Genomic DNA, 19,035 nt, shown 5'->3' on the forward strand with positions numbered 1-19,035 from the left:
AGGCGGCTGGGGTGTGCAGGCGAAAAGTAAAAGTAAGATCTTAAAAGTGCTAATGCTGGATTTGCGATTTCGCTCGCCGACAAACACATGGAGACGTAGCGTTAAGGTTCTTCAGAAAATGTACATCTGGAGTCTGGCCAGACACGTCGCCGTAAAATCACCTTGCACCTGACCGAACACATAACGCAATCAGATTCAATATGAGTCCTGGGATTCCGGGCAGATAATCAGTCAGGGTGAAGAGGATGTAAAATCAGATATCACATGGCGCGCCCTGCAGGATTCGAACCTGCGACCCACGGCTTAGAAGGCCGTTGCTCTATCCGACTGAGCTAAGGGCGCGTGACAGAAAGGATTTCGCCCGGCTCAGGGAGGGCGAAACGCGTGGAATTATACGGTCAGGGCCTGTCGAGTCAATGGCTTTTCCACCGCCTGCGCGCTTAATAACCATAAAACCGTTTCTGTGACTGACAGCGCGGCGCGCTTCTGACAAAATATCACCATCCCCCTTTCCCTGATGACAGATGGAATCCTTTCCCTGATGGTAGCAAAGATAATCGACGGTAAAACGATTGCGCAGCAGGTTCGCGCTGAAGTTGCCGCTAAAGTGCAGGCCCGTGTGGCCGCCGGAAAACGTGCCCCGGGTCTTGCCGTGGTGCTGGTCGGCGACAACCCGGCATCCCAGATTTATGTCGGCAGCAAACGTAAGGCCTGCGAAGAGGTTGGCTTTCTCTCCCGCTCTTACGATCTGCCCGACACCACCAGCGAAGCCGAGCTGCTGGCGCTGATTGATACGCTCAATAACGACAGCGATATCGACGGCATCCTGGTTCAGCTTCCGCTGCCGGCGGGCATCGACAACGTCAAAGTGCTGGAGCGTATCGCGCCGGACAAAGACGTGGACGGCTTCCACCCGTATAACGTCGGTCGTCTGTGCCAGCGCGCGCCGCGTCTGCGTCCCTGTACGCCGCGCGGCATCGTGACGCTGCTTGAGCGCTACAACATCGACACCTACGGTCTGAATGCGGTGGTTATCGGGGCCTCTAACATTGTTGGCCGTCCGATGAGCATGGAGCTGCTGCTGGCGGGCTGCACCACCACCGTGACCCACCGCTTTACTAAAAACCTGCGTCAGCACGTCGAGAATGCCGATCTGCTGGTGGTGGCGGTGGGTAAGCCGGGCTTTATTCCGGGCGAGTGGATCAAAGAAGGTGCGATCGTGATTGATGTCGGCATCAACCGTCTTGAGAGCGGCAAAGTGGTCGGCGACGTGGTGTTTGACGACGCCGCAGCGCGTGCAGGCTACATTACGCCGGTTCCGGGCGGCGTCGGCCCAATGACCGTGGCAACCCTGATTCAAAATACGCTACAGGCGTGCGAAGAGTATCATGACGTGGAGGCTAACTAAGATGGCAACGTTTTCTCTGGGTAAACACCCTCACGTTGAGCTGTGCGACCTGCTCAAGCTGGAAGGCTGGAGCGAGAGCGGAGCCCAGGCCAAAATTTTTATCGCCGACGGTCTGGTGACCGTGGATGGTCAGGTCGAGACGCGCAAGCGCTGCAAGATCGTGGCCGGGCAGACGGTCAGTTTCGCCGGTGAGAGCATCACCGTCGTCGCCTGATAAAAAAACCCGCCAGCCGGCGGGTTTTTTATTGCCCCTATGCCTGCGGGGGCTGGCCGTTCGAGGCGGTGATCCCGCCATCCACTGCCAGGTTGACCCCGGTGATGTAGCGCGCATCGTCACTGGCCAGAAACGCGATCGCATCCGCAATGTCTTCCGGTTCACCGGCGCGCCCAAGCGGAATACGCTCGTAGAATTTCTCCAGCAGCGCCTTATTGCTCTTCATCTCTTCCGTCAGATCGGTAAAGGTGAAGCCCGGACAGATGGCGTTAACGCGTACGCCGTCACGGCCATAGTCCATCGCCAGCGCGCGAGTGAAGTTGGTGATGGCACCTTTCGCCGCGTTGTAAACGCTCATGCCCCAGTCGCCGCCAAGCCCGGATACCGACGAAATATTGATGACGTTGCCTTTGGTTTTCAGCAGCGCCGGCATAAAGTAGTGCACGCCGTAGAACACGCCGTTAAGGTCGGTTTTCATCAGCGTGTCCCAGTCGTTCAGGTCGATCTCATGAATACGGCCCTGCACGATCATCCCGGCATTATTGACCAGCACGTCGGCGCGGCCAAACTCCTCTTCCACGCGACGGGCCAGTGCTTTGACCTCCTCCGGTACTGAGACATCGCACGGCACCACAAGGTGTTTGCCCTGCGGCAGGGAGGCGGCCACTTTTTCCAGTTTCTCCTGGGTACGCCCTACCAGCACCACGCTCGCGCCCTCTTTCGCAAAGCGCTGCGCCGCGCCTGCGCCAATGCCCGAACCTGCACCGGTAATCACTACCACTTTGTTATGAAAGCGTTCCATATAACCTCCTGTTTTCTCAGTGAGTCACTGTGTCTTTAACGCTATTAAGACTGGCAGCCATGGCGATTATCGCAACCCGGGCTCCGGCCAGCGCCAGGTAACCCCTTGAGTTTTCGGCAAATAAAAATTCTGAATAAATGTGACATCGCGCACATTTTTCCGTCTCACAAATAACCCTGTGGCGGCTGTGCATATTGCCGTGCGACTTCAAAGAATCAGAAATTCGTCTGGCTGGAAATGAAGTATTTGTTGCATGAATAATCGCCTTCAAAGACGATGAGTAGAACGTTCTACTAAAACGTTCTACTAAAACGTTCTACTAACAATAACAAGGCACCACGCACACAGCGTCGCCATTCGGGGGAAATCAGCATGAGTCTGATGTCAGGGTTCGTAAAATCGCTTTCAAAACTGTCGATGATCGGTCGCGCGTTAATGCTGCCGATTTCGCTTCTGCCGGCGGCAGGTTTGCTGCTGGCGTTCGGGGATAAATTTCATCTGCCGCTGATGATGAATGCCGGCGGGGTCATCTTTGATAACCTGCCGCTGCTGTTCGCCATTGGCTCCGCGGTCGGACTGGCGTCGGAATCGGGGATTGCCGCGCTGTCGGCGGCGGTATCGGTGTTCATTACCAACGTCACCATCGGCACGGTGCTCAGCATCACGCCGGAGATGGCCTCTCAGGGCGGGAAATACGCCATGGTGGTGGGCATCCCTACCCTGCAAATGGGTGTGTTTGGCGGCCTGATCTGCGGCATCCTGGCGGCGTGGTGCTACAACCGCTTCCACACGATGCAGCTCCCGGAGTTCCTGGGCTTCTTCTCAGGTAAGCGCTTTGTCGCTATCGCTACGGCGTTCCTCTCTTTCATCCTCGGTCTGGTGCTGCCCCACATCTGGCAACACATCCAGGCGGGGATCGATGCGCTGTCGGTGGTGGTCAACGGCGATAACCAGGCGGCCTCAACCTTTATCTTTGGGCTGGTGGAACGCGCCCTGATCCCGCTCGGCCTGCACCACATCTGGTATCCGTCGTTCTGGTATTCGTTCGGGGATTACACCACCCAGACCGGGCAGGTGATCCACGGCGACCAGACCATCTGGTTCAAAATGCTGGAAGAGGGCGTGAAGTCCTTCAGCAGCGATACCTACCAGAATGCCGGTAAATTCATGCAGGGCGAGTTCCCGCTGATGCTGTTCGCGCTGCCGGCGGCCTGTCTGGCGATGTACCATGAAGCCAACACCAAAAACAAAAAGATTGCCTCTGGGATCCTGTTCTCCGCCGCACTCACCTGTTTTTTAACCGGTATTACCGAGCCGGTAGAGTTCACCTTCATCTTTGTGGCTCCAGTGCTCTACGTGTTTAACGCCATCATGGCTGGCCTGTCCTATATGTGCATGTACCTGCTCGATGCGCATATCGCCAAGTCATTCTCCGCCGGGCTTATCGACTATATTTCGTTTGGTATTCTCCCGTCGTTTAACGGCTTCCAGACCCACTACCTCAATGCGGTGATCGTGGGCGTGCCGATGGCGATTATCTACTACTTCACCTTCCGCTTCGTGATCCGTCGCTTTGACGTGAAGACGCCGGGTCGTACCGACGTTACCGCCAGCACCGGCAACAAGAGCGATGCTGAGCTGGCGACCGAGATCGTCGCGCTGCTGGGCGGTGCGCAGAACATTGGGTCGGTCGGCTCGTGCATCACCCGTCTGCGTCTGGAAGTGGCCGACGGCAAGGAAGTGGACCGCGACGGGCTGAATAACGTCGGCGCACGCGGGGTGGTGTTCGTCGGTGATAACGGTATTCAGGTGATCTTCGGTGCCAGAGCGCAGTTTATTGCTCAGGAGATGTCCGGCATGCTGGGGAGATAATCACGCCAACGCCCTCTGTATCATCCCGGAGGGCGTTGTGGTATCACGTTGTTAACCGGAACGTTTTAAAGGCAGGGAATGAAAAAGGTCGGCATTATCGATGTGGCGAAAGCAGCGGGCGTCTCGGTCTCTACCGTGTCGCTGGTGCTGCGCCAGAAAGGGAAAATTTCACAGGCCACGATCGAGAAAGTGCAGGTCGCCATTGCGTCGCTCGGCTATGTGCACAACGTCGCGGCGGCCAACCTGCGCGCCAGCACCTCGAACCTGATTGGCCTTATCCTGCGCGATTTTGGCGATACCTTTGCCATGAAGGTGACCGCCAGCCTGATACAGGAGCTGGAAACGCAGGGCTTCATGGTGTTTCTGGCCCAGCCGCAGGACGACGAGCATCTGGCGCGTACCCTGGTTTCATTCTCCCGTCAGGGGGTGGCAGGGGTCATCTGGCTGTGCGCCGACCACCGCTGCGACACGCTGCCGGAGCCGCTTAAAACCTGCCCGCTGCCGCTGGTGGCGGTGTCTCAGACGCCGCTGCAAAGCAACATCGACGTGGTGATGCGCGATAACCGCCAGGCCGCCAGCCTGGCGACCCGCTACCTGATTGAGCGTGGGCATCGCAACATCGCCTGGATTGGCGGCGAGGCGAACAGCCTGCTGCGCCATCAGCGTTTGCTGGGCTACCGCGCCGCGCTGGCGCAGTACGGTTTACCGCTGCGCGAGGAGTTTACCCCGGTCTGCGCCGAGGATACCTTTGCCGCAAGCGTGGTGACCCGTCAGCTGCTGGAGAAAAACAACACCATCACCGCCCTGCTCTGCCACTCCCCGCACGCCATCATCGGCAGCCTGAGCGGGATACAACAGGTGGGGCGCACGGTGGGGAAAGATGTGTTTCTCACCCAACAGGTGTCGCTGATAGGCTTCGAGGATATGCTGCAAATTAACCTCACCTCGCCCTCTTTCACCTACGTCTCTTCCGCCAGTGAAGAGGCCGGGCGACAGGCGGCCATGCTGATGATCCGCAAGCTGAAAGCGCCGACGCTGCCTCCGCAGTACATTACGCTTTCTGGCCAGCTGGTCCCGCGCGACTCGGCATGACCCACAGCGATTTTTACGGGAATAGCACCCACGCTGCATAAAAAAAGCCGCCCGAAGGCGGCTTTTTTACGTCGGTGAATAATTACTTACGGCGCCAGGTGGTGCCCTGCGGGCCATCTTCAAGGATGATACCCATCGCAGTGAGGCGATCGCGTGCCGCATCCGCCGCCGCCCAGTCTTTGGCTTTGCGCGCATCCAGACGCTGCTGGATCAGCGCCTCAATCTCTGCCACTTCATCGTCGTTCGCCTGCGCGCGCGACTGCAGGAACTGCTCCGGCGCTTGCTCAAGCAGGCCCAGCACCGCGGCCAGCTTGCGCAGGTGCGCGGCGAGCTGGTTTGCGGCGTTCATGTCTTCCGCTTTCAGGCGGTTAACCTCCCGCGCCATATCAAACAGCGCCGAGTAAGCCTCAGGCGTGTTGAAATCATCATCCATCGCTTCGCGGAAGCGGGCTTCAAATGCGCCGCCGCCCGCCGGCTGCGCCTGCGAATCCGTACCGCGCAGCGCAGTATAGAGGCGCTCCAGCGAGGCGCGGGCCTGCTTGAGGTTCTCTTCACTGTAGTTGAGCTGACTGCGGTAATGGCCGGACATCAGGAAGTAGCGAATGGTTTCGGCGTCGTAATGCTTCAGCACGTCGCGCACGGTGAAGAAGTTGCCCAGCGATTTGGACATCTTCTCGCGGTCAACCATCACCATCCCGGAGTGCATCCAGTAGTTAACGTACTCGCCGTCATGGGCGCAGGTGGACTGCGCGATTTCGTTTTCGTGATGCGGGAACATCAGGTCCGAACCGCCGCCGTGAATATCAAAATGGCTGCCCAGCTGTTTGCAGTTCATGGCGGAACACTCGATGTGCCAGCCAGGACGGCCTTCGCCCCACGGCGACGGCCAGCTCGGCTCGCCCGGCTTGGACATTTTCCACAGCACGAAGTCCATCGGGTTGCGTTTCACGTCGGCCACTTCCACGCGGGCACCCGCCTGGAGCTGATCGAGATCCTGGCGTGACAGCAGGCCATACTGCGGATCGGTCTCTACCGAGAACATCACGTCGCCGTTATCAGCCACGTAAGCGTGATCCCGGGCGATGAGCTGCTCGACGATCTCAATGATCTCCGGAATATGCTGGGTCGCGCGCGGCTCGCTGTTCGGGCGCAGGATATTGAGCGCGTCGAAGTCCTTGTGCATTTCGGCAACCATACGATCCACCAGCTCGACAAAGCCCTCACCGTTTTCATTGGCGCGCTTGATGATCTTATCGTCGATATCGGTGATGTTACGCACGTAGTTCAGGTCGTAGCCGAGAAAACGCAGGTAGCGCGCCACCACGTCAAACGCCACGAAGGTGCGGCCATGGCCGATGTGACACAGGTCGTAAACGGTAATACCACACACGTACATGCCTACTTTCCCGGCATGGATAGGTTTGAATTCCTCTTTTTGGCGCGTCAGTGTATTAAAGATTTTTAACATCGAAGATTCCATGTAGACGTGTGTGAAAGTATACGGATCGGAGCAGCCGTGTAGTTTACCCGTAATTCAAACCCGAAGCAGCACACTTTGCAAGGTGATCGAAGCGGGCGACCTATGCTATAACAGGCGCCTGATATGACCTGGAAAGTCAGGTCGCAGCGCCACTTAACAGAACAGGATGCAAACATGGTTACTTTTCATACCAATCACGGCGATATCGTCATCAAAACCTTTGATAACGAAGCGCCGGTTACAGTGAAGAACTTCCTGGACTACTGTCGTGAAGGTTTCTACAACAACACTATTTTCCACCGTGTCATCAACGGGTTCATGATTCAGGGCGGCGGCTTCGAGCCGGGCATGAAGCAGAAGAACACCAAAGATGCCATTCAGAACGAAGCCAACAACGGCCTGAAAAACACCCGTGGTACCCTGGCGATGGCCCGTACCCAGGCACCGCACTCGGCAACCGCGCAGTTCTTCATCAACGTGGCCGACAACGACTTCCTGAACTTCAGCGCCGAAAGCCTGCAGGGCTGGGGCTACTGCGTGTTCGCCGAAGTGGTTGAAGGCATGGACGTGGTCGATAAGATCAAAGGCGTCTCCACCGGCCGCAGCGGTATGCATCAGGACGTGCCGAAAGAAGATGTGATCATCGAAAGCGTCACCGTCAGCGAGTAATCGTGGCCACGCTTTTTATTGCAGATCTTCATCTCTGCCCAGAAGAACCGGCGATCACCGCCGGTTTTCTGCATTTTCTGGCAGGCCCGGCCCGCGAAGCCGATGCGATCTATATTCTCGGCGATCTGTTTGAAGCCTGGATTGGCGATGATGAACCGGTGCCGCTGCATCGCGACATCGCGCAGGCCATCAGGGCCGTGGTCGACTATGGTGTACCCTGCTATTTCATTCACGGCAATCGTGATTTCCTGCTGGGCAAACGCTTTGCGCGGGAGAGCGGGATGCAGCTACTGCCCGAGTCGCAGGTGCTGAACCTCTATGGCCGCCGGGTGCTGATCATGCATGGCGATACCCTCTGTACCGACGATGCGGGCTATCAGGCGTTTCGCGCCAAAGTGCATCAGCCCTGGCTGCAACGGCTGTTTCTCGCCCTGCCGCTGTGGGTGCGTAAACGTATTGCCACCCGAATGCGTGCCGGGAGCAAAGCCGCAAACAGCACCAAAACCCAGGCGATCATGGACGTTAACCAGGCCGCGGTCGAGGCTGCCATGACGCAGCACGGCGTGCAGTGGCTGATCCACGGTCATACCCATCGCCCGGCGGTCCATGAGCTGATCGTCAACGGCGACGCCGCCCGTCGCGTGGTGCTCGGGGCATGGCATCATGAAGGGTCGATGGTAAAAGTCAGCCCTGACGGCGTCGAGCTGATTTACTTCCCGTTCTAACACCCTCATTTCTTGTCGTTTTTTCTCTTCTCTCGCTGTGTTACAACCACGCTTTACGAACACGAGGGGAGTTTTCCCATGGAACTGGATATCACCGACGTCATTTCACCTGACGATCGCGCCGCGCTGTTTCTCGGCCTGCACAGCTACAACCAGCAGTTTATCGAAAGCGACGCCTCGGGTAGCCTCGGCGTCTGGCTGCGCAATGAGGCGGGCGGCCTCGACGGTGGACTGATGGGCACCCTCAAGGGGAACTGGCTGTGTATCGACTTTCTGTGGGTGACCGACGCGCGACGCCGCAATGGGACCGGCCGGGCACTGATTGCGGCGGCAGAACGCCAGGCCCGGCGGCGCGGCTGTGAGTATGTGCTGGTGGATACCTTCAGCTTTCAGGCGCGGCCCTTTTATGAAAAAAACGGCTACCTGCTAAAAATGACGCTGGATAATTTCCCCCACGCCGGTCAGCAGCGTTATTACCTGACGAAAACGCTGTAGCGCAGGCGTTTTTACGGCGCGTCGCCCCTGGCGCCACGCGGCGTAAATTCCCGCTTCGATGGCTACGCAACCGTTTTCCTTGCTATTTTTCCATGCTATTCTTTGTGCCCTTCTGAACGACAAAGCACCTTGTCCACGCACACTCACAGGAGTTTTAAGACGCATGTCTTCCAGCCAAAATCCGGCGCGTATCGCCATTGTTATGGGGTCGAAAAGCGACTGGGCCACCATGCAGTTCGCTGCAGAAATCCTTGATGCCCTTAACGTTCCTCATCATGTCGAGGTGGTTTCCGCTCACCGTACGCCGGACAAACTGTTCAGCTTCGCCGAAAGCGCACAGCACAACGGCTTCCAGGTGATCATCGCGGGTGCCGGTGGCGCGGCGCACCTGCCGGGCATGATTGCGGCCAAAACCCTGGTACCGGTGCTGGGCGTGCCGGTGCAGAGCGCCGCGCTGAGCGGGGTGGACAGCCTCTATTCGATTGTGCAGATGCCGCGCGGTATTCCGGTGGGCACCCTGGCGATTGGTAAAGCGGGAGCGGCAAACGCTGCGCTGCTGGCGGCGCAGATCCTGGCGCAGCACGATGCGGCGCTGCTGGAGCGGCTCGCGGCCTGGCGTCAGGCGCAGACCGATGAGGTGCTGGACAACCCGGACCCGAGGGATCAGGCATGAAGCAGGTATGCGTACTCGGTAACGGCCAGCTTGGGCGGATGCTGCGTCAGGCTGGCGAGCCGCTGGGCATTGCGGTCTGGCCGGTAGGTCTGGACGATGAGCCGCAGGCGGTACCGTTTCAGCAGAGCGTGATCACCGCAGAGATTGAGCGTTGGCCGGAAACCGCGCTCACCCGCGAGCTGGCGCGTCACCCGGCGTTCGTTAACCGCGATGTGTTTCCCATCATTGCCGACCGTCTGACCCAGAAGCAGCTTTTCGACCGCCTCGGCCTGGCAACCGCGCCCTGGCAGCTGCTGGCCTCCGCCGCGCAGTGGCCTGAGGTCTTCAGCACCCTGGGCGAGCTGGCGATCGTGAAGCGCCGCACCGGCGGCTACGATGGCCGCGGCCAGTGGCGACTGCGCGCCGATGAAGCCGCGCAGCTGCCGGACGAGTGCTACGGGGAGTGCATTGTCGAGCAGGGGATCAATTTCTCCGGCGAGGTTTCGCTGGTGGGCGCCCGCGGCCACGATGGCAGCACGGTGTTTTACCCGCTGACCCACAACCTGCATCAGGACGGCATCCTGCGCGCCAGCGTGGTCTTCCCTCATGCCAACGCCGCTCAGCAGGCGCAGGCCGAAACGATGCTGTCGGCTATCATGCACGAGTTGAACTACGTGGGTGTGATGGCGATGGAGTGCTTTATTACGCCCGGCGGGCTGTTGATCAACGAGCTGGCGCCGCGCGTGCATAACAGCGGGCACTGGACGCAAAACGGGGCCTCCATCAGCCAGTTTGAGCTGCATCTGCGGGCGATTCTGCGCCTGCCGCTGCCCACGCCGGTAGTGAATACGCCGTCGGTAATGGTCAATCTGATTGGCACCGCGCTGAACGACGACTGGATGAAGCTCCCGCTGGTGCGTCTGCACTGGTATGACAAAGAGGTGCGTCCGGGCCGCAAGGTCGGGCATCTCAACCTCACCGACAGCGACACCGACCGCCTGAGCGCCACGCTTGAAGCGCTGGTTCCGCTGCTGCCGTCCGACTACGCCAGCGGCATCACCTGGGCGCGCGTCAAGCTGGACTGATGTCATCGCGGTGGGTGCGCGTAACGTACCCACTGCGATACCGTATCCCCCTCCCCCAATGCAGGTTTTCTCCTGATAGCGCCACGCCCTGCGTACTCCGCACGACCGTCAGTTCATGTAGCGCCATTACGGGTGCACAGAGAAGCCAGCCTGCCGCAGCGGGCAGATAAACCGGGTGATGACCAGACAGAAAAGAGAGAAGCGGGGAGAGAACTCCCCCGGCGGGGAAACGATGCCGGGGGAAACGACGTCTTAGAAGTCGTAACGCAGACGAACCAGGTTCATGTCGCCCAGGTTGTCGGTGCTGGAGGTGAACACGTGCTCGTAGTCCACGCGGAAACCGTAATCCAGCTGGAAGGCGATACCGACACCGTTGTCGATACGCTGATAGCTGCGGCCGCTGATGAACTCTTTACGGTCACCCATCACGTAAGGCTGAACGGATTTCATGGCGTACTGGCCCACCGGGATTTTGTACCCCGCGAAGTATTCAATGCCCCATGCATCGCCGGCAAAGTAATCATTAGCTGATTTCTTTTTGGTGACCATGAAGTTTTCGTACCAGCCGCCGCCGAAGGAGAAGGTCCAGTTGTCCGGGGTCCAGCTCAGCGCGGTACCGAGGATGTTCTGATCCCAGGTCTTGCTGTTGCTGGTGTCGTTTTCGCGGATGTCGGCACGAGTGTAGTTCCACGCTGCACCCCAGGTCAGATCGGAGGTCAGGTGGTAATCCAGCGCCAGCGAGCCGCCGCCTTTACGGTGATAGCGGAAGCCGTCGTTGGCATTGTAGTCATCGCTGAACAGGTAGGCGGCATAGATGTCTGTATCGCCCACGGTTTTCTTATACTTCAGCATCTTACGTGAACGATAAGAGCCGTCGTAGTCGCCATTGATACCGTTGCCTGGCGCCTGGGCTTTCATGTCGTAATCCCAGATATCGGTTTTGGAACCGACCACATCGTAATAGGCGCTGTTCTGCTGGCCGAAGGTCAGGATACCCCAGGTGTCGCTTTTCAGACCGGTATAGAGCATACGGCGGCTGGTGTCGGTCGCGCCGTCTTTATAGTGATTATCCCAGTTAAATACCGCCGGGATATTCACGCCCAGCTCGTAATAGTTTACCCAGCTGATATCGTCGAACAGATAATAATCGGCGGCGAAACGGAAACGGGTACCGCCGTCAAAACCGTTGCGCTTATAAGACCCTTTATCGCTGTCGCCGGTCATCATTTCAAACTGCGGACGAATACTGCCGCCGACGGTGAAATTAAGACGGCTTAACGGATCGCCCGGCTGTGTGTCGGCTTTGATCAGCGTAATTTCCGCACTGGCGTTGAAAGAGGTCATTCCCACGAGCAGACCTGCCCCTACCAGTACTGGCAAAGCGCGCAATGTAAACTTCATTTATTATCCTTAGTAACTACGTTTCTTTTAGCGAAAAAAATGGTACCGCTAATTAACGGCCGATTCGTCAGCAGGTTTAATGATTTGTGCCGTTAAGGTGTAAATATTTTATTAATATATATTACAAAAAGAAAAAGGCGCCTGAAAATTAATCAGACGCCTCTGTTTACTTAATCGCCGTAATTAACCGGCGAACTGGCGGAACAGCGCTTTTCCTTTCAACAGTCGCACGCCCAGCCAGCCGCCGCACAGCGACAACAGCACCGCACCGGACAGCGGCAGGATCACCCACAGCCGCCACTCCGGCTCCCACGGAAAATCAAATACCCGGGTCTGCAACATGCCGAGCGCGGTCTCGGCACCGATCGCCGCCACCAGCCCGGCAACAATGCCCAACAGCGCAAACTCCCACCACAGGGTGGCGCGCAGCATCCGTTTACTGGCCCCAAGCGTGCGGTAGACCACCAGCTCCTGATGCCGCTGGCGCATCCCCACCTGTACCTGGGCGAGCAGCAGCAGCACGCCGCAGGCGGTGACCAGCACCACCATCACTTCCAGCGCCCGGCTCACCTGCTCCAGCACCTGTCCGGCCTGACGCAGGATGGCGCCAATATCCAGCAGCCCTACCGTGGGAAACTCGCGGTTAAGCTGGGTCAGCATGGTGTTACCCTGCTCCCAGCGGAAGCTGGTGAGCCAGCTCTGGGGCTGCCCGTCAAGCGCGCCCTGCGGGAAGATAAAGTAGAAGTTAGGCCGCAGACTCTCCCAGTCCACTTTGCGCAGGCTGGTGACCCTGGCGGTGAAGTCCTGGGTATCGCCGGTGAAGGTGATGCTGTCCCCCAGCCCGATATTCAGGCGCGTCGCCAGCCCCTGATCCATTGACACTTCTCCGGCTTTTGGCGGCCAGCTGCCCGCGGTAATCGGGTTGTGGCTCGGCTTACTCTCCTGCCAGGTGAGGTTCAGCTCGCGGTTGAGCGCCTCATCGCTGTTACCGGCGGTGGTTTTACCGTCGATGGCGGTCAGACGCGCCCGCACAATCGGGTAGAAGGCTTCAGGGATCACCTGGTGTTCGGCAAGAAACGCTTTCAGCGATCCCACCTCTTCCGGCGCGATATTGATCAGGAAGTAGTTCGGGCTTTCTGGCGGGAGCTGCTGCTGCCAGCGCGAGAGCAGATCGCCGCGCAGCACCAGCATCAGGGCCAGCAGCATAAAGGAGAGCGAAAACGCCGCCAGCTGGCTCATGGTGGACCAGGGCTGATGCAGCAGGCGATTCACCGCCAGCCGCAGCGACAGCGATCGGAACGTCAGGCGCTTAAGCAGGCGCAGCAGCAGCCAGCCGGCCAGACCGCAAATCAGCGCCAGCACCACCGCCCCGGCCAGTACCGCCCAGAGCAGGGTTTGCCCGCCCATCAGCCAGGCAAGCAGCGCCACCACCACCACCGCCATGACTGGCAGATATATCTTCAGCGGCCAGACCCGGGCGACCACATCGCGGCGCAGCACGCGCAGCGGCTGCGTGGCGAGCAGCAGACGATACGGCCGCAGCCCGACCAGCAGGGAGATCACCACCATCGAGCCAACCGCCCACAGCCACGGCCAGCCGCTTGCTGCGGGCAGCGTCGCCGGCAGCACCGGTTTGAGCAACAGCAGCAGCACGCGCTCAAACAGTAACCCCACCGCGCCGCCGGTGAGCGTCGCCAGCCCCAGCACCATCAGCCACTGGCCGATGATCAGCTTGCGCAGCGCCTGCCGTCCGGCACCGAGGGTTTTCAGAATCGCCACCAGATCGTAGCGGCTGCGGCAGTAGTGGCTCATCGCCACCGCCACGGCGCTGACCGCCAGCAGCAGCGTCAGCAGCGCCGAGAGCAGCAGGAACTGCTGGGAGCGCTGGAGCGATTTCCCCAGCGCGCCCTCTTCGTCCTCCATCCCCAGCCAGCGGTGCTCCGGCTTGAGCTTCGGCAGCAGCCAGGATTCGTAGGCCGCTATCTGATTGGGTTCGCCGGCGAACTTATAGCGCCAGCTGATACGGCTGCCGGGCTGCACGGCGGCGGTCTTCGCCACGTCCTCAATGTTCATTAAAAGACGCGGGGCCATCTGGAAGGGATTGAAGCCCGCGTCCGGCTCCTGGATAACCTCCCCGGCGACCCGCAGCGTGGCGTCGCCGACGTCGATGGTGTCGCCGGGCTTGAGATTAAGCATTGCCATCAGGCGCGGGGCCAGCAGGACGCTGCCCGGTGCAGGCTTCAGGCCTGCCGGGGCCGTCTGCAACGTACCGTAGAGCGGATAGCCGCTGTCCACCGCTTTGATGTACGCCAGCTGCGGCGTGTCCCCGGCAAAGGTCATGGTCGGGAAAGAGAGCTGGCGGTTAACCCGCAGGCCCGCCTTTGTTGCCTCCGCAAGCCAGGCCTCGGGGATCTCGTGGCTGCTGCGCAGCACGCGGTCGCCCGCCATAAACTCCCGGCTCTGCTGGCTCAGCCCTTTTTCCATGCGGTCGCTGATGCTGCCCAGCGCCAGCACGCAGGCCACCGCCAGGCTCAGCGCCAGCCAGACAATCAGCAGCGATGGCGAACGCCATTCGCGCCAGAACCAGCGTGCAATCATGCTTCCTCCACCAGCGTACCGTCCACCAACCGCAGACGCCGATCGCAGCGCGCCGCCAGCTGCGGATCGTGGGTGACTAAAATCAGCGTTGTTGCGTAGTCGCGGTTCATGGAGAACAGCAGATCGGCAATCTTGTCGCCGGTGTGGCGATCCAGATTGCCGGTCGGCTCATCGGCGAACAGTACCGCAGGCTGGCCGTTGAAGGCGCGGGCCAGCGCCACGCGCTGCTGCTCACCGCCGGAGAGCTGCGCCGGAAGGTGATCGAGGCGTTTGCCGAGGCCAAGCGCTTCCAGCTGCGCTTTGGCTTTTGCCCGACTTTCCGCGCTGCTTTCACCGCGCAGCAGCGCCGGCAGCTCGACGTTCTCCAGCGCGTTAAGGGTCGGGATCAGCATGAACGACTGGAACACAAACCCGACCTGGCGCGCGCGCAGCTGCGCTCTGGCCTCTTCGTCCATGCGGTGCAGCGGCTGGCCGAGCAGATTAACCTCGCCGTCGGTTCCGTCGTCCAGCCCGGCGAGAATAGCCAGCAGCGTGGACTTCCCGGAGCCGGATTCACCGATAAGCGCGATGGTCTGCGCCGGTTTGACAACCAGCTCAACTCCGGTAAGGATGGAAAGCTCATGTTCCCCCTGACCGACGGATTTCTTAAGATGATGAACTTCAACAATGTTTTCCGCTGGCATTTGCCCTTCCTGTTTCTGGCTCTGTTGACCTGTCGCGCCGCCGCGGCGGACACGTTGTTAGTGCTGGGTGACAGCCTGAGCGCCGGATACCGTATGTCGGCTACCAGCGCCTGGCCTGCGCTGCTCAACGAGAAGTGGCAGCAGCGCGACACAAAGGTAGTGAATGCCAGCATCAGCGGCGATACCTCACAGCAGGGGCTGGCGCGCCTCCCGGCGCTTCTGAAGCAGCACCAGCCGCGCTGGGTGCTGATTGAGCTGGGCGGCAACGACGGCCTGCGCGGCTTTCAGCCGGACGCCGTAGAAACCACGCTGCGTAAAATCATTACGACCGTGAAAGCGGCCGATGCAGAGCCGCTTCTGATGCAAATTCGTCTGCCGGCCAACTATGGACGCCGGTATAATGAAGCGTTTGGCGCGATTTATCCGCAGCTTGCGAAGGAATTCGATATTCCTCTGGTTCCCTTTTTCATGGAAGAAGTCTATCTGAAACCGGGCTGGATGCAGGATGACGGTATTCACCCCAATCGCGATGCGCAGCCCTTTATTGCGGACTGGATGGCAACGCGACTGGCTCCTTTAGTTAACCACGACTCATAAATGTTCGGGGATGCCGTCTGGTAAAGTTATGCAAAAATCTGTCTTAATTACAGGCTGTTCGAGCGGGATTGGCCTTGAAAGCGCACGGGAATTACAGCGTCAGGGCTTCCACGTGCTGGCCGCGTGCCGCAAGCAAGCGGACGTCGATACCATGAACGGGCTGGGGTTTACCGGCGTTCTGCTCGATCTCGACTCGCCATCAAGCGTAGAACAGGCTGCCGCGTACGTCATCGAACACACCGGTAATCGCCTGTGGGGGATTTTCAACAACGCCGGTTTTGGCCTGTACGGGCCGCTGCACACCATCAACCGCGCGCAGCTTGAGCAGCAGTTTTCCGCCAACTTTTTTGGCGCGCACCAGCTCACCATGCTGCTGCTGCCCGCCATGCTGCCGCACGGCGAAGGGCGCATCGTGATGACCAGTTCGGTGATGGGGCTGATCTCCACGCCAGGCCGCGGGGCCTACGCCGCCAGCAAGTACGCGCTGGAAGCCTGGTCGGACGCGCTGCGCATGGAGCTGCGCCATACCGGGATCAAGGTCAGCCTGATTGAGCCCGGCCCGATTCGCACCCGTTTTACCGACAACGTCAACCAGACCCAGTCCGACAAGCCGGTAGAGAATCCCGGTATCGCAGCGCGCTTTACCCTCGGCCCGGACGCGGTGGTCGCAAAAGTACGCCATGCGTTTGAGAGCAACGCGCCGAAAATTCGCTATCCGGTCACGCTGGTCACCAGGGCGGTATGCATACTGAAACGCCTGCTGCCAACGCGGGCGATGGATAAAATTTTACGTGGCTAAGTTGAAGCGCCTGCCGCTGCCCCCATGTAAAAAGAAACTGACAACAGAGAGTGACTCATGTCTGTAGAAAATATTATCAACATCAGCGAAGCGAACCTGCATCAGGTCCTTGAACAGTCCGTGACCACCCCGGTGCTGTTCTACTTCTGGTCCGAGCGCAGCCAGCACTGCCTGCAGCTGACCCCGGTGCTGGAATCCCTTGCCGCCCAGTACAACGGCCAGTTCGTGCTGGCGAAGGTCGACTGCGACGCCGAGCAGATGGTGGCCTCCCAGTTTGGCCTGCGCGCTATTCCTACCGTCTACCTGTTCCAGAACGGGCAGCCGGTAGATGGCTTCCAGGGTCCTCAGCCGGAAGAGGCGATTCGCGCCCTGCTCGACAAAGTGCTGCCGCGCGAAGAGGAGCTGAAAGCTCAGGAAGCGATGAAGCTTATCGAAGAGGGTAAACATCAGGAGGCGCTGCCGCTGCTCAAAGAGGCCTGGCAGCTCTCTAACCAGCAGAGCGAAATTGGCCTGCTGCTGGCGCAGACGCAGATCGCCCTGAACCGCTCCGAGGATGCGGAAGCGGTGCTGAAAACCATCCCGCTTCAGGACCAGGATACCCGCTACCAGGGCCTGGTGGCGCAGATCGATCTGCTGAAGCAGGCCGCCGACACGCCGGAGATCCAGCAGCTGCAGCAGCAGGTTGCCGATAATCCTGACGATGCCGCGCTGGCAAGCCAGCTGGCGTTGCAGCTGCATCAGGTGGGTCGTAACGAAGAGGCGCTGGCGCTGCTGTTTGATCACCTGAAAAAAGATCTCGGTGCCGCCGACGGTCAGGCGCGCAAAATCATGCAGGAGATCCTGGCTGCACTCGGGACCGGCGACGCGCTGGCCTCGAAATACCGCCGCCAGCTCTACTCCCTGCTTTACTGATCCTGCCCCGGGAGCGGGCTGATAACCCGCTCCTGCCACTCCCTTTTTCCGCTACCGTCTCTCATTTTCCCCCACGCGCATCACGCCGCTTCACACTTACCGTCGCCCCCGGATGTTAATAGCTATCCCCCGCCCCCTGCCGCGGGCTAAAATAGCGTCAAACTAACAAAGGAGGTTGTTTGATGCTTATTCTGATTCCCGTACTGATTCTCGTGGCGCTGGTGGTGGTCTTTGCCGGTGTCAAAATCGTGCCGCAGGGCTACCAGTGGACGGTGGAGCGTTTTGGCCGCTACACCACCACTCTGCAACCGGGCCTGAACCTTGTCGTGCCGTTTATGGATCGCATCGGCCGCAAGATCAACATGATGGAGCAGGTGCTCGACATCCCGTCCCAGGAAGTGATCTCAAAAGACAACGCCAACGTCGCCATTGACGCGGTGTGCTTTATTCAGGTTATCGATGCGCCGAAGGCCGCGTACGAGGTGAGCAACCTCGAACTGGCGATCATCAACCTCACCATGACCAACATCCGTACCGTGCTCGGCTCGATGGAGCTGGACGAGATGCTCTCCCAGCGCGACAACATCAATACCCGCCTGCTGCATATCGTGGATGAAGCCACCAACCCGTGGGGCATCAAGATCACCCGTATTGAGATCCGCGACGTGCGTCCGCCGGCTGAACTGATTGATGCCATGAATGCCCAGATGAAGGCGGAGCGTACCAAACGCGCCTATATTCTGGAGGCGGAGGGGATCCGTCAGGCGGAAATCGTCAAAGCCGAGGGGGAGAAGCAGTCGAAGATCCTGAAGGCCGAAGGGGAGCGTCAGTCGGCCTTCCTCGAAGCGGAAGCCCGCGAGCGTAGCGCCGAAGCCGAAGCGCGCGCCACTAAAATGGTGTCCGAGGCGATTGCCGCAGGGGATATTCAGGCGGTGAACTACTTCGTGGCGCAGAAATATACCGAAGCGCTGCAGCAGATCGGTTCGGCCAACAACAGCAAAGTGGTGCTGATGCCGCTGGATGCCAGCAGTCTGATGGGCTCCATCGCCGGTATCAGCGAACTTATCAAAGAGAGCGGCACCGCCCGGCATAAATGATGATTGAGCTGATAAGCGAACACGCACACATATTCTGGCTGGCGCTTGGCGGCCTGCTGCTGGCCGCCGAGATGCTGGGTGCCGGTGGCTATCTGCTGTGGAGCGGCGTGGCGGCTATCGTCACCGGCCTGGTGGCCTGGATTGTGCCCACCGGCTGGGAGTGGCAGGGCATCTGCTTTGCCCTGATTACCGTGGTCGCCGCCGTGCTCTGGTCGCGCTGGCTGAAGCGCAAAGCGCAGCCGGAAGGCAACAACGGGCTCAACCAGCGCGGACGCCAGCTGATCGGCCAGCGTTTTCGCCTTGAGCAGCCGCTGGTCAACGGGCGCGGGCACGTGCGCATCGGCGACAGCAGCTGGCCGGTGCAGGCCGACGCCGATCTGCCCGCGGCGACGCTGGTGGAAGTCACCGCCGTAGACGGGATCACGCTGCGAATTAAAGCGTGCGCCTGACCGTC

At 59.6% G+C, this 19,035-nt stretch carries 19 protein-coding genes and 1 tRNA gene; 14 read left to right on the forward strand and 6 right to left on the reverse strand.

Annotation, left to right across the window (positions count from 1 at the left end; all coding sequences use genetic code 11):
• Positions 1 to 265: 265 nt before the first annotated feature.
• Positions 266 to 342, reverse strand: a tRNA-Arg gene (locus DW58_RS08615).
• A gap of 199 nt (positions 343 to 541) precedes the next feature.
• Here DW58_RS08615 and folD point away from each other — a divergent pair.
• On the forward strand, positions 542 to 1,408 hold the full coding sequence (folD, locus tag DW58_RS08620) for a bifunctional methylenetetrahydrofolate dehydrogenase/methenyltetrahydrofolate cyclohydrolase FolD (RefSeq protein WP_024548967.1): 867 nt from the start codon (positions 542 to 544) through the stop codon (positions 1,406 to 1,408).
• 1 nt (position 1,409) lies between these two features.
• Positions 1,410 to 1,622: a ribosome-associated protein YbcJ gene (gene ybcJ, locus DW58_RS08625; protein WP_024548968.1), complete on the forward strand. Its 213-nt coding sequence runs from the start codon at positions 1,410 to 1,412 to the stop codon at positions 1,620 to 1,622.
• A 37-nt stretch (positions 1,623 to 1,659) separates the two neighbouring features.
• Here the strand turns inward: ybcJ and budC are convergent, their stop codons facing one another.
• The gene (gene budC / locus DW58_RS08630) at positions 1,660 to 2,424 is read right to left on the reverse strand and encodes a meso-2,3-butanediol dehydrogenase (protein WP_024548969.1); all 765 of its coding nucleotides are present in this window, start codon (positions 2,422 to 2,424) and stop codon (positions 1,660 to 1,662) included.
• 372 nt (positions 2,425 to 2,796) lie between these two features.
• Between budC and DW58_RS08635 the strand changes: the two genes are divergently transcribed.
• Positions 2,797 to 4,296: a PTS transporter subunit EIIC gene (locus tag DW58_RS08635; protein ID WP_024548970.1), complete on the forward strand. Its 1,500-nt coding sequence runs from the start codon at positions 2,797 to 2,799 to the stop codon at positions 4,294 to 4,296.
• A gap of 78 nt (positions 4,297 to 4,374) precedes the next feature.
• Positions 4,375 to 5,388 carry a Mal regulon transcriptional regulator MalI gene (gene malI / locus DW58_RS08640; RefSeq protein WP_024548971.1) on the forward strand — a complete coding sequence of 338 codons (1,014 nt, stop codon included), beginning with the start codon at positions 4,375 to 4,377 and terminating at the stop codon, positions 5,386 to 5,388.
• Positions 5,389 to 5,470: 82 nt separating this feature from the next.
• Here the strand turns inward: malI and cysS are convergent, their stop codons facing one another.
• On the reverse strand, positions 5,471 to 6,856 hold the full coding sequence (cysS, locus tag DW58_RS08645) for a cysteine--tRNA ligase (RefSeq protein WP_024548972.1): 1,386 nt from the start codon (positions 6,854 to 6,856) through the stop codon (positions 5,471 to 5,473).
• A gap of 186 nt (positions 6,857 to 7,042) precedes the next feature.
• Here cysS and ppiB point away from each other — a divergent pair, with 186 nt between their 5' ends.
• The 5 genes from ppiB to purK all read left to right on the forward strand — a co-directional run bounded on the left by ppiB (position 7,043) and on the right by purK (position 10,494).
• Positions 7,043 to 7,537: a peptidylprolyl isomerase B gene (gene ppiB, locus DW58_RS08650; RefSeq protein ID WP_024548973.1), complete on the forward strand. Its 495-nt coding sequence runs from the start codon at positions 7,043 to 7,045 to the stop codon at positions 7,535 to 7,537.
• Positions 7,538 to 7,539: 2 nt separating this feature from the next.
• The gene (gene lpxH / locus DW58_RS08655; RefSeq protein ID WP_024548974.1) at positions 7,540 to 8,262 is read left to right on the forward strand and encodes a UDP-2,3-diacylglucosamine diphosphatase; all 723 of its coding nucleotides are present in this window, start codon (positions 7,540 to 7,542) and stop codon (positions 8,260 to 8,262) included.
• Between the two features lie 78 nt (positions 8,263 to 8,340).
• Positions 8,341 to 8,757 carry a GNAT family N-acetyltransferase gene (locus tag DW58_RS08660; protein WP_024548975.1) on the forward strand — a complete coding sequence of 139 codons (417 nt, stop codon included), beginning with the start codon at positions 8,341 to 8,343 and terminating at the stop codon, positions 8,755 to 8,757.
• Positions 8,758 to 8,920: 163 nt separating this feature from the next.
• Positions 8,921 to 9,430 carry a 5-(carboxyamino)imidazole ribonucleotide mutase gene (gene purE / locus DW58_RS08665; protein WP_029592725.1) on the forward strand — a complete coding sequence of 170 codons (510 nt, stop codon included), beginning with the start codon at positions 8,921 to 8,923 and terminating at the stop codon, positions 9,428 to 9,430.
• On the forward strand, positions 9,427 to 10,494 hold the full coding sequence (gene purK, locus DW58_RS08670) for a 5-(carboxyamino)imidazole ribonucleotide synthase (protein ID WP_024548561.1): 1,068 nt from the start codon (positions 9,427 to 9,429) through the stop codon (positions 10,492 to 10,494). The genes purE and purK overlap by 4 nt, the downstream gene beginning before the upstream one ends.
• A 252-nt stretch (positions 10,495 to 10,746) precedes the next feature.
• Here the strand turns inward: purK and DW58_RS08675 are convergent, their stop codons facing one another.
• The 3 genes from DW58_RS08675 to ybbA form a co-directional block, all read right to left on the reverse strand.
• Complete coding sequence (locus tag DW58_RS08675; RefSeq protein WP_024548560.1) at positions 10,747 to 11,895, reverse strand: porin; 1,149 nt, start codon at positions 11,893 to 11,895, stop codon at positions 10,747 to 10,749.
• A 183-nt stretch (positions 11,896 to 12,078) separates the two neighbouring features.
• Positions 12,079 to 14,493 carry a putative ABC transporter permease subunit YbbP gene (gene ybbP / locus DW58_RS08680; protein ID WP_024562680.1) on the reverse strand — a complete coding sequence of 805 codons (2,415 nt, stop codon included), beginning with the start codon at positions 14,491 to 14,493 and terminating at the stop codon, positions 12,079 to 12,081.
• The gene (gene ybbA / locus DW58_RS08685; protein WP_024550729.1) at positions 14,490 to 15,176 is read right to left on the reverse strand and encodes a putative ABC transporter ATP-binding protein YbbA; all 687 of its coding nucleotides are present in this window, start codon (positions 15,174 to 15,176) and stop codon (positions 14,490 to 14,492) included. Before ybbA ends, ybbP begins: the two co-directional genes overlap by 4 nt.
• On the opposite strand from ybbA, the gene tesA reads away from it, so the two are divergent.
• From tesA to DW58_RS08710, 5 genes are all read left to right on the forward strand, one after another.
• Positions 15,144 to 15,773, forward strand: coding sequence for a multifunctional acyl-CoA thioesterase I/protease I/lysophospholipase L1 (tesA, locus tag DW58_RS08690; protein WP_024550728.1), 630 nt, complete (start codon positions 15,144 to 15,146; stop codon positions 15,771 to 15,773). The two genes, ybbA and tesA, sit on opposite strands and share 33 nt — an antisense overlap.
• Before the next feature lie 10 nt (positions 15,774 to 15,783).
• Positions 15,784 to 16,572 carry an SDR family oxidoreductase gene (locus DW58_RS08695; RefSeq protein WP_152525675.1) on the forward strand — a complete coding sequence of 263 codons (789 nt, stop codon included), beginning with the start codon at positions 15,784 to 15,786 and terminating at the stop codon, positions 16,570 to 16,572.
• A gap of 57 nt (positions 16,573 to 16,629) precedes the next feature.
• Positions 16,630 to 17,484 carry a co-chaperone YbbN gene (locus tag DW58_RS08700; RefSeq protein ID WP_024550726.1) on the forward strand — a complete coding sequence of 285 codons (855 nt, stop codon included), beginning with the start codon at positions 16,630 to 16,632 and terminating at the stop codon, positions 17,482 to 17,484.
• A gap of 182 nt (positions 17,485 to 17,666) precedes the next feature.
• Positions 17,667 to 18,581, forward strand: coding sequence for an SPFH domain-containing protein (locus DW58_RS08705; protein ID WP_024550725.1), 915 nt, complete (start codon positions 17,667 to 17,669; stop codon positions 18,579 to 18,581).
• On the forward strand, positions 18,581 to 19,030 hold the full coding sequence (locus DW58_RS08710) for an NfeD family protein (protein ID WP_024550724.1): 450 nt from the start codon (positions 18,581 to 18,583) through the stop codon (positions 19,028 to 19,030). Before DW58_RS08705 ends, DW58_RS08710 begins: the two co-directional genes overlap by 1 nt.
• Positions 19,031 to 19,035: the final 5 nt, after the last annotated feature.

It is taken from the genome of Siccibacter turicensis LMG 23730, assembly GCF_000463155.2.
GTDB lineage: Bacteria > Pseudomonadota > Gammaproteobacteria > Enterobacterales > Enterobacteriaceae > Siccibacter > Siccibacter turicensis.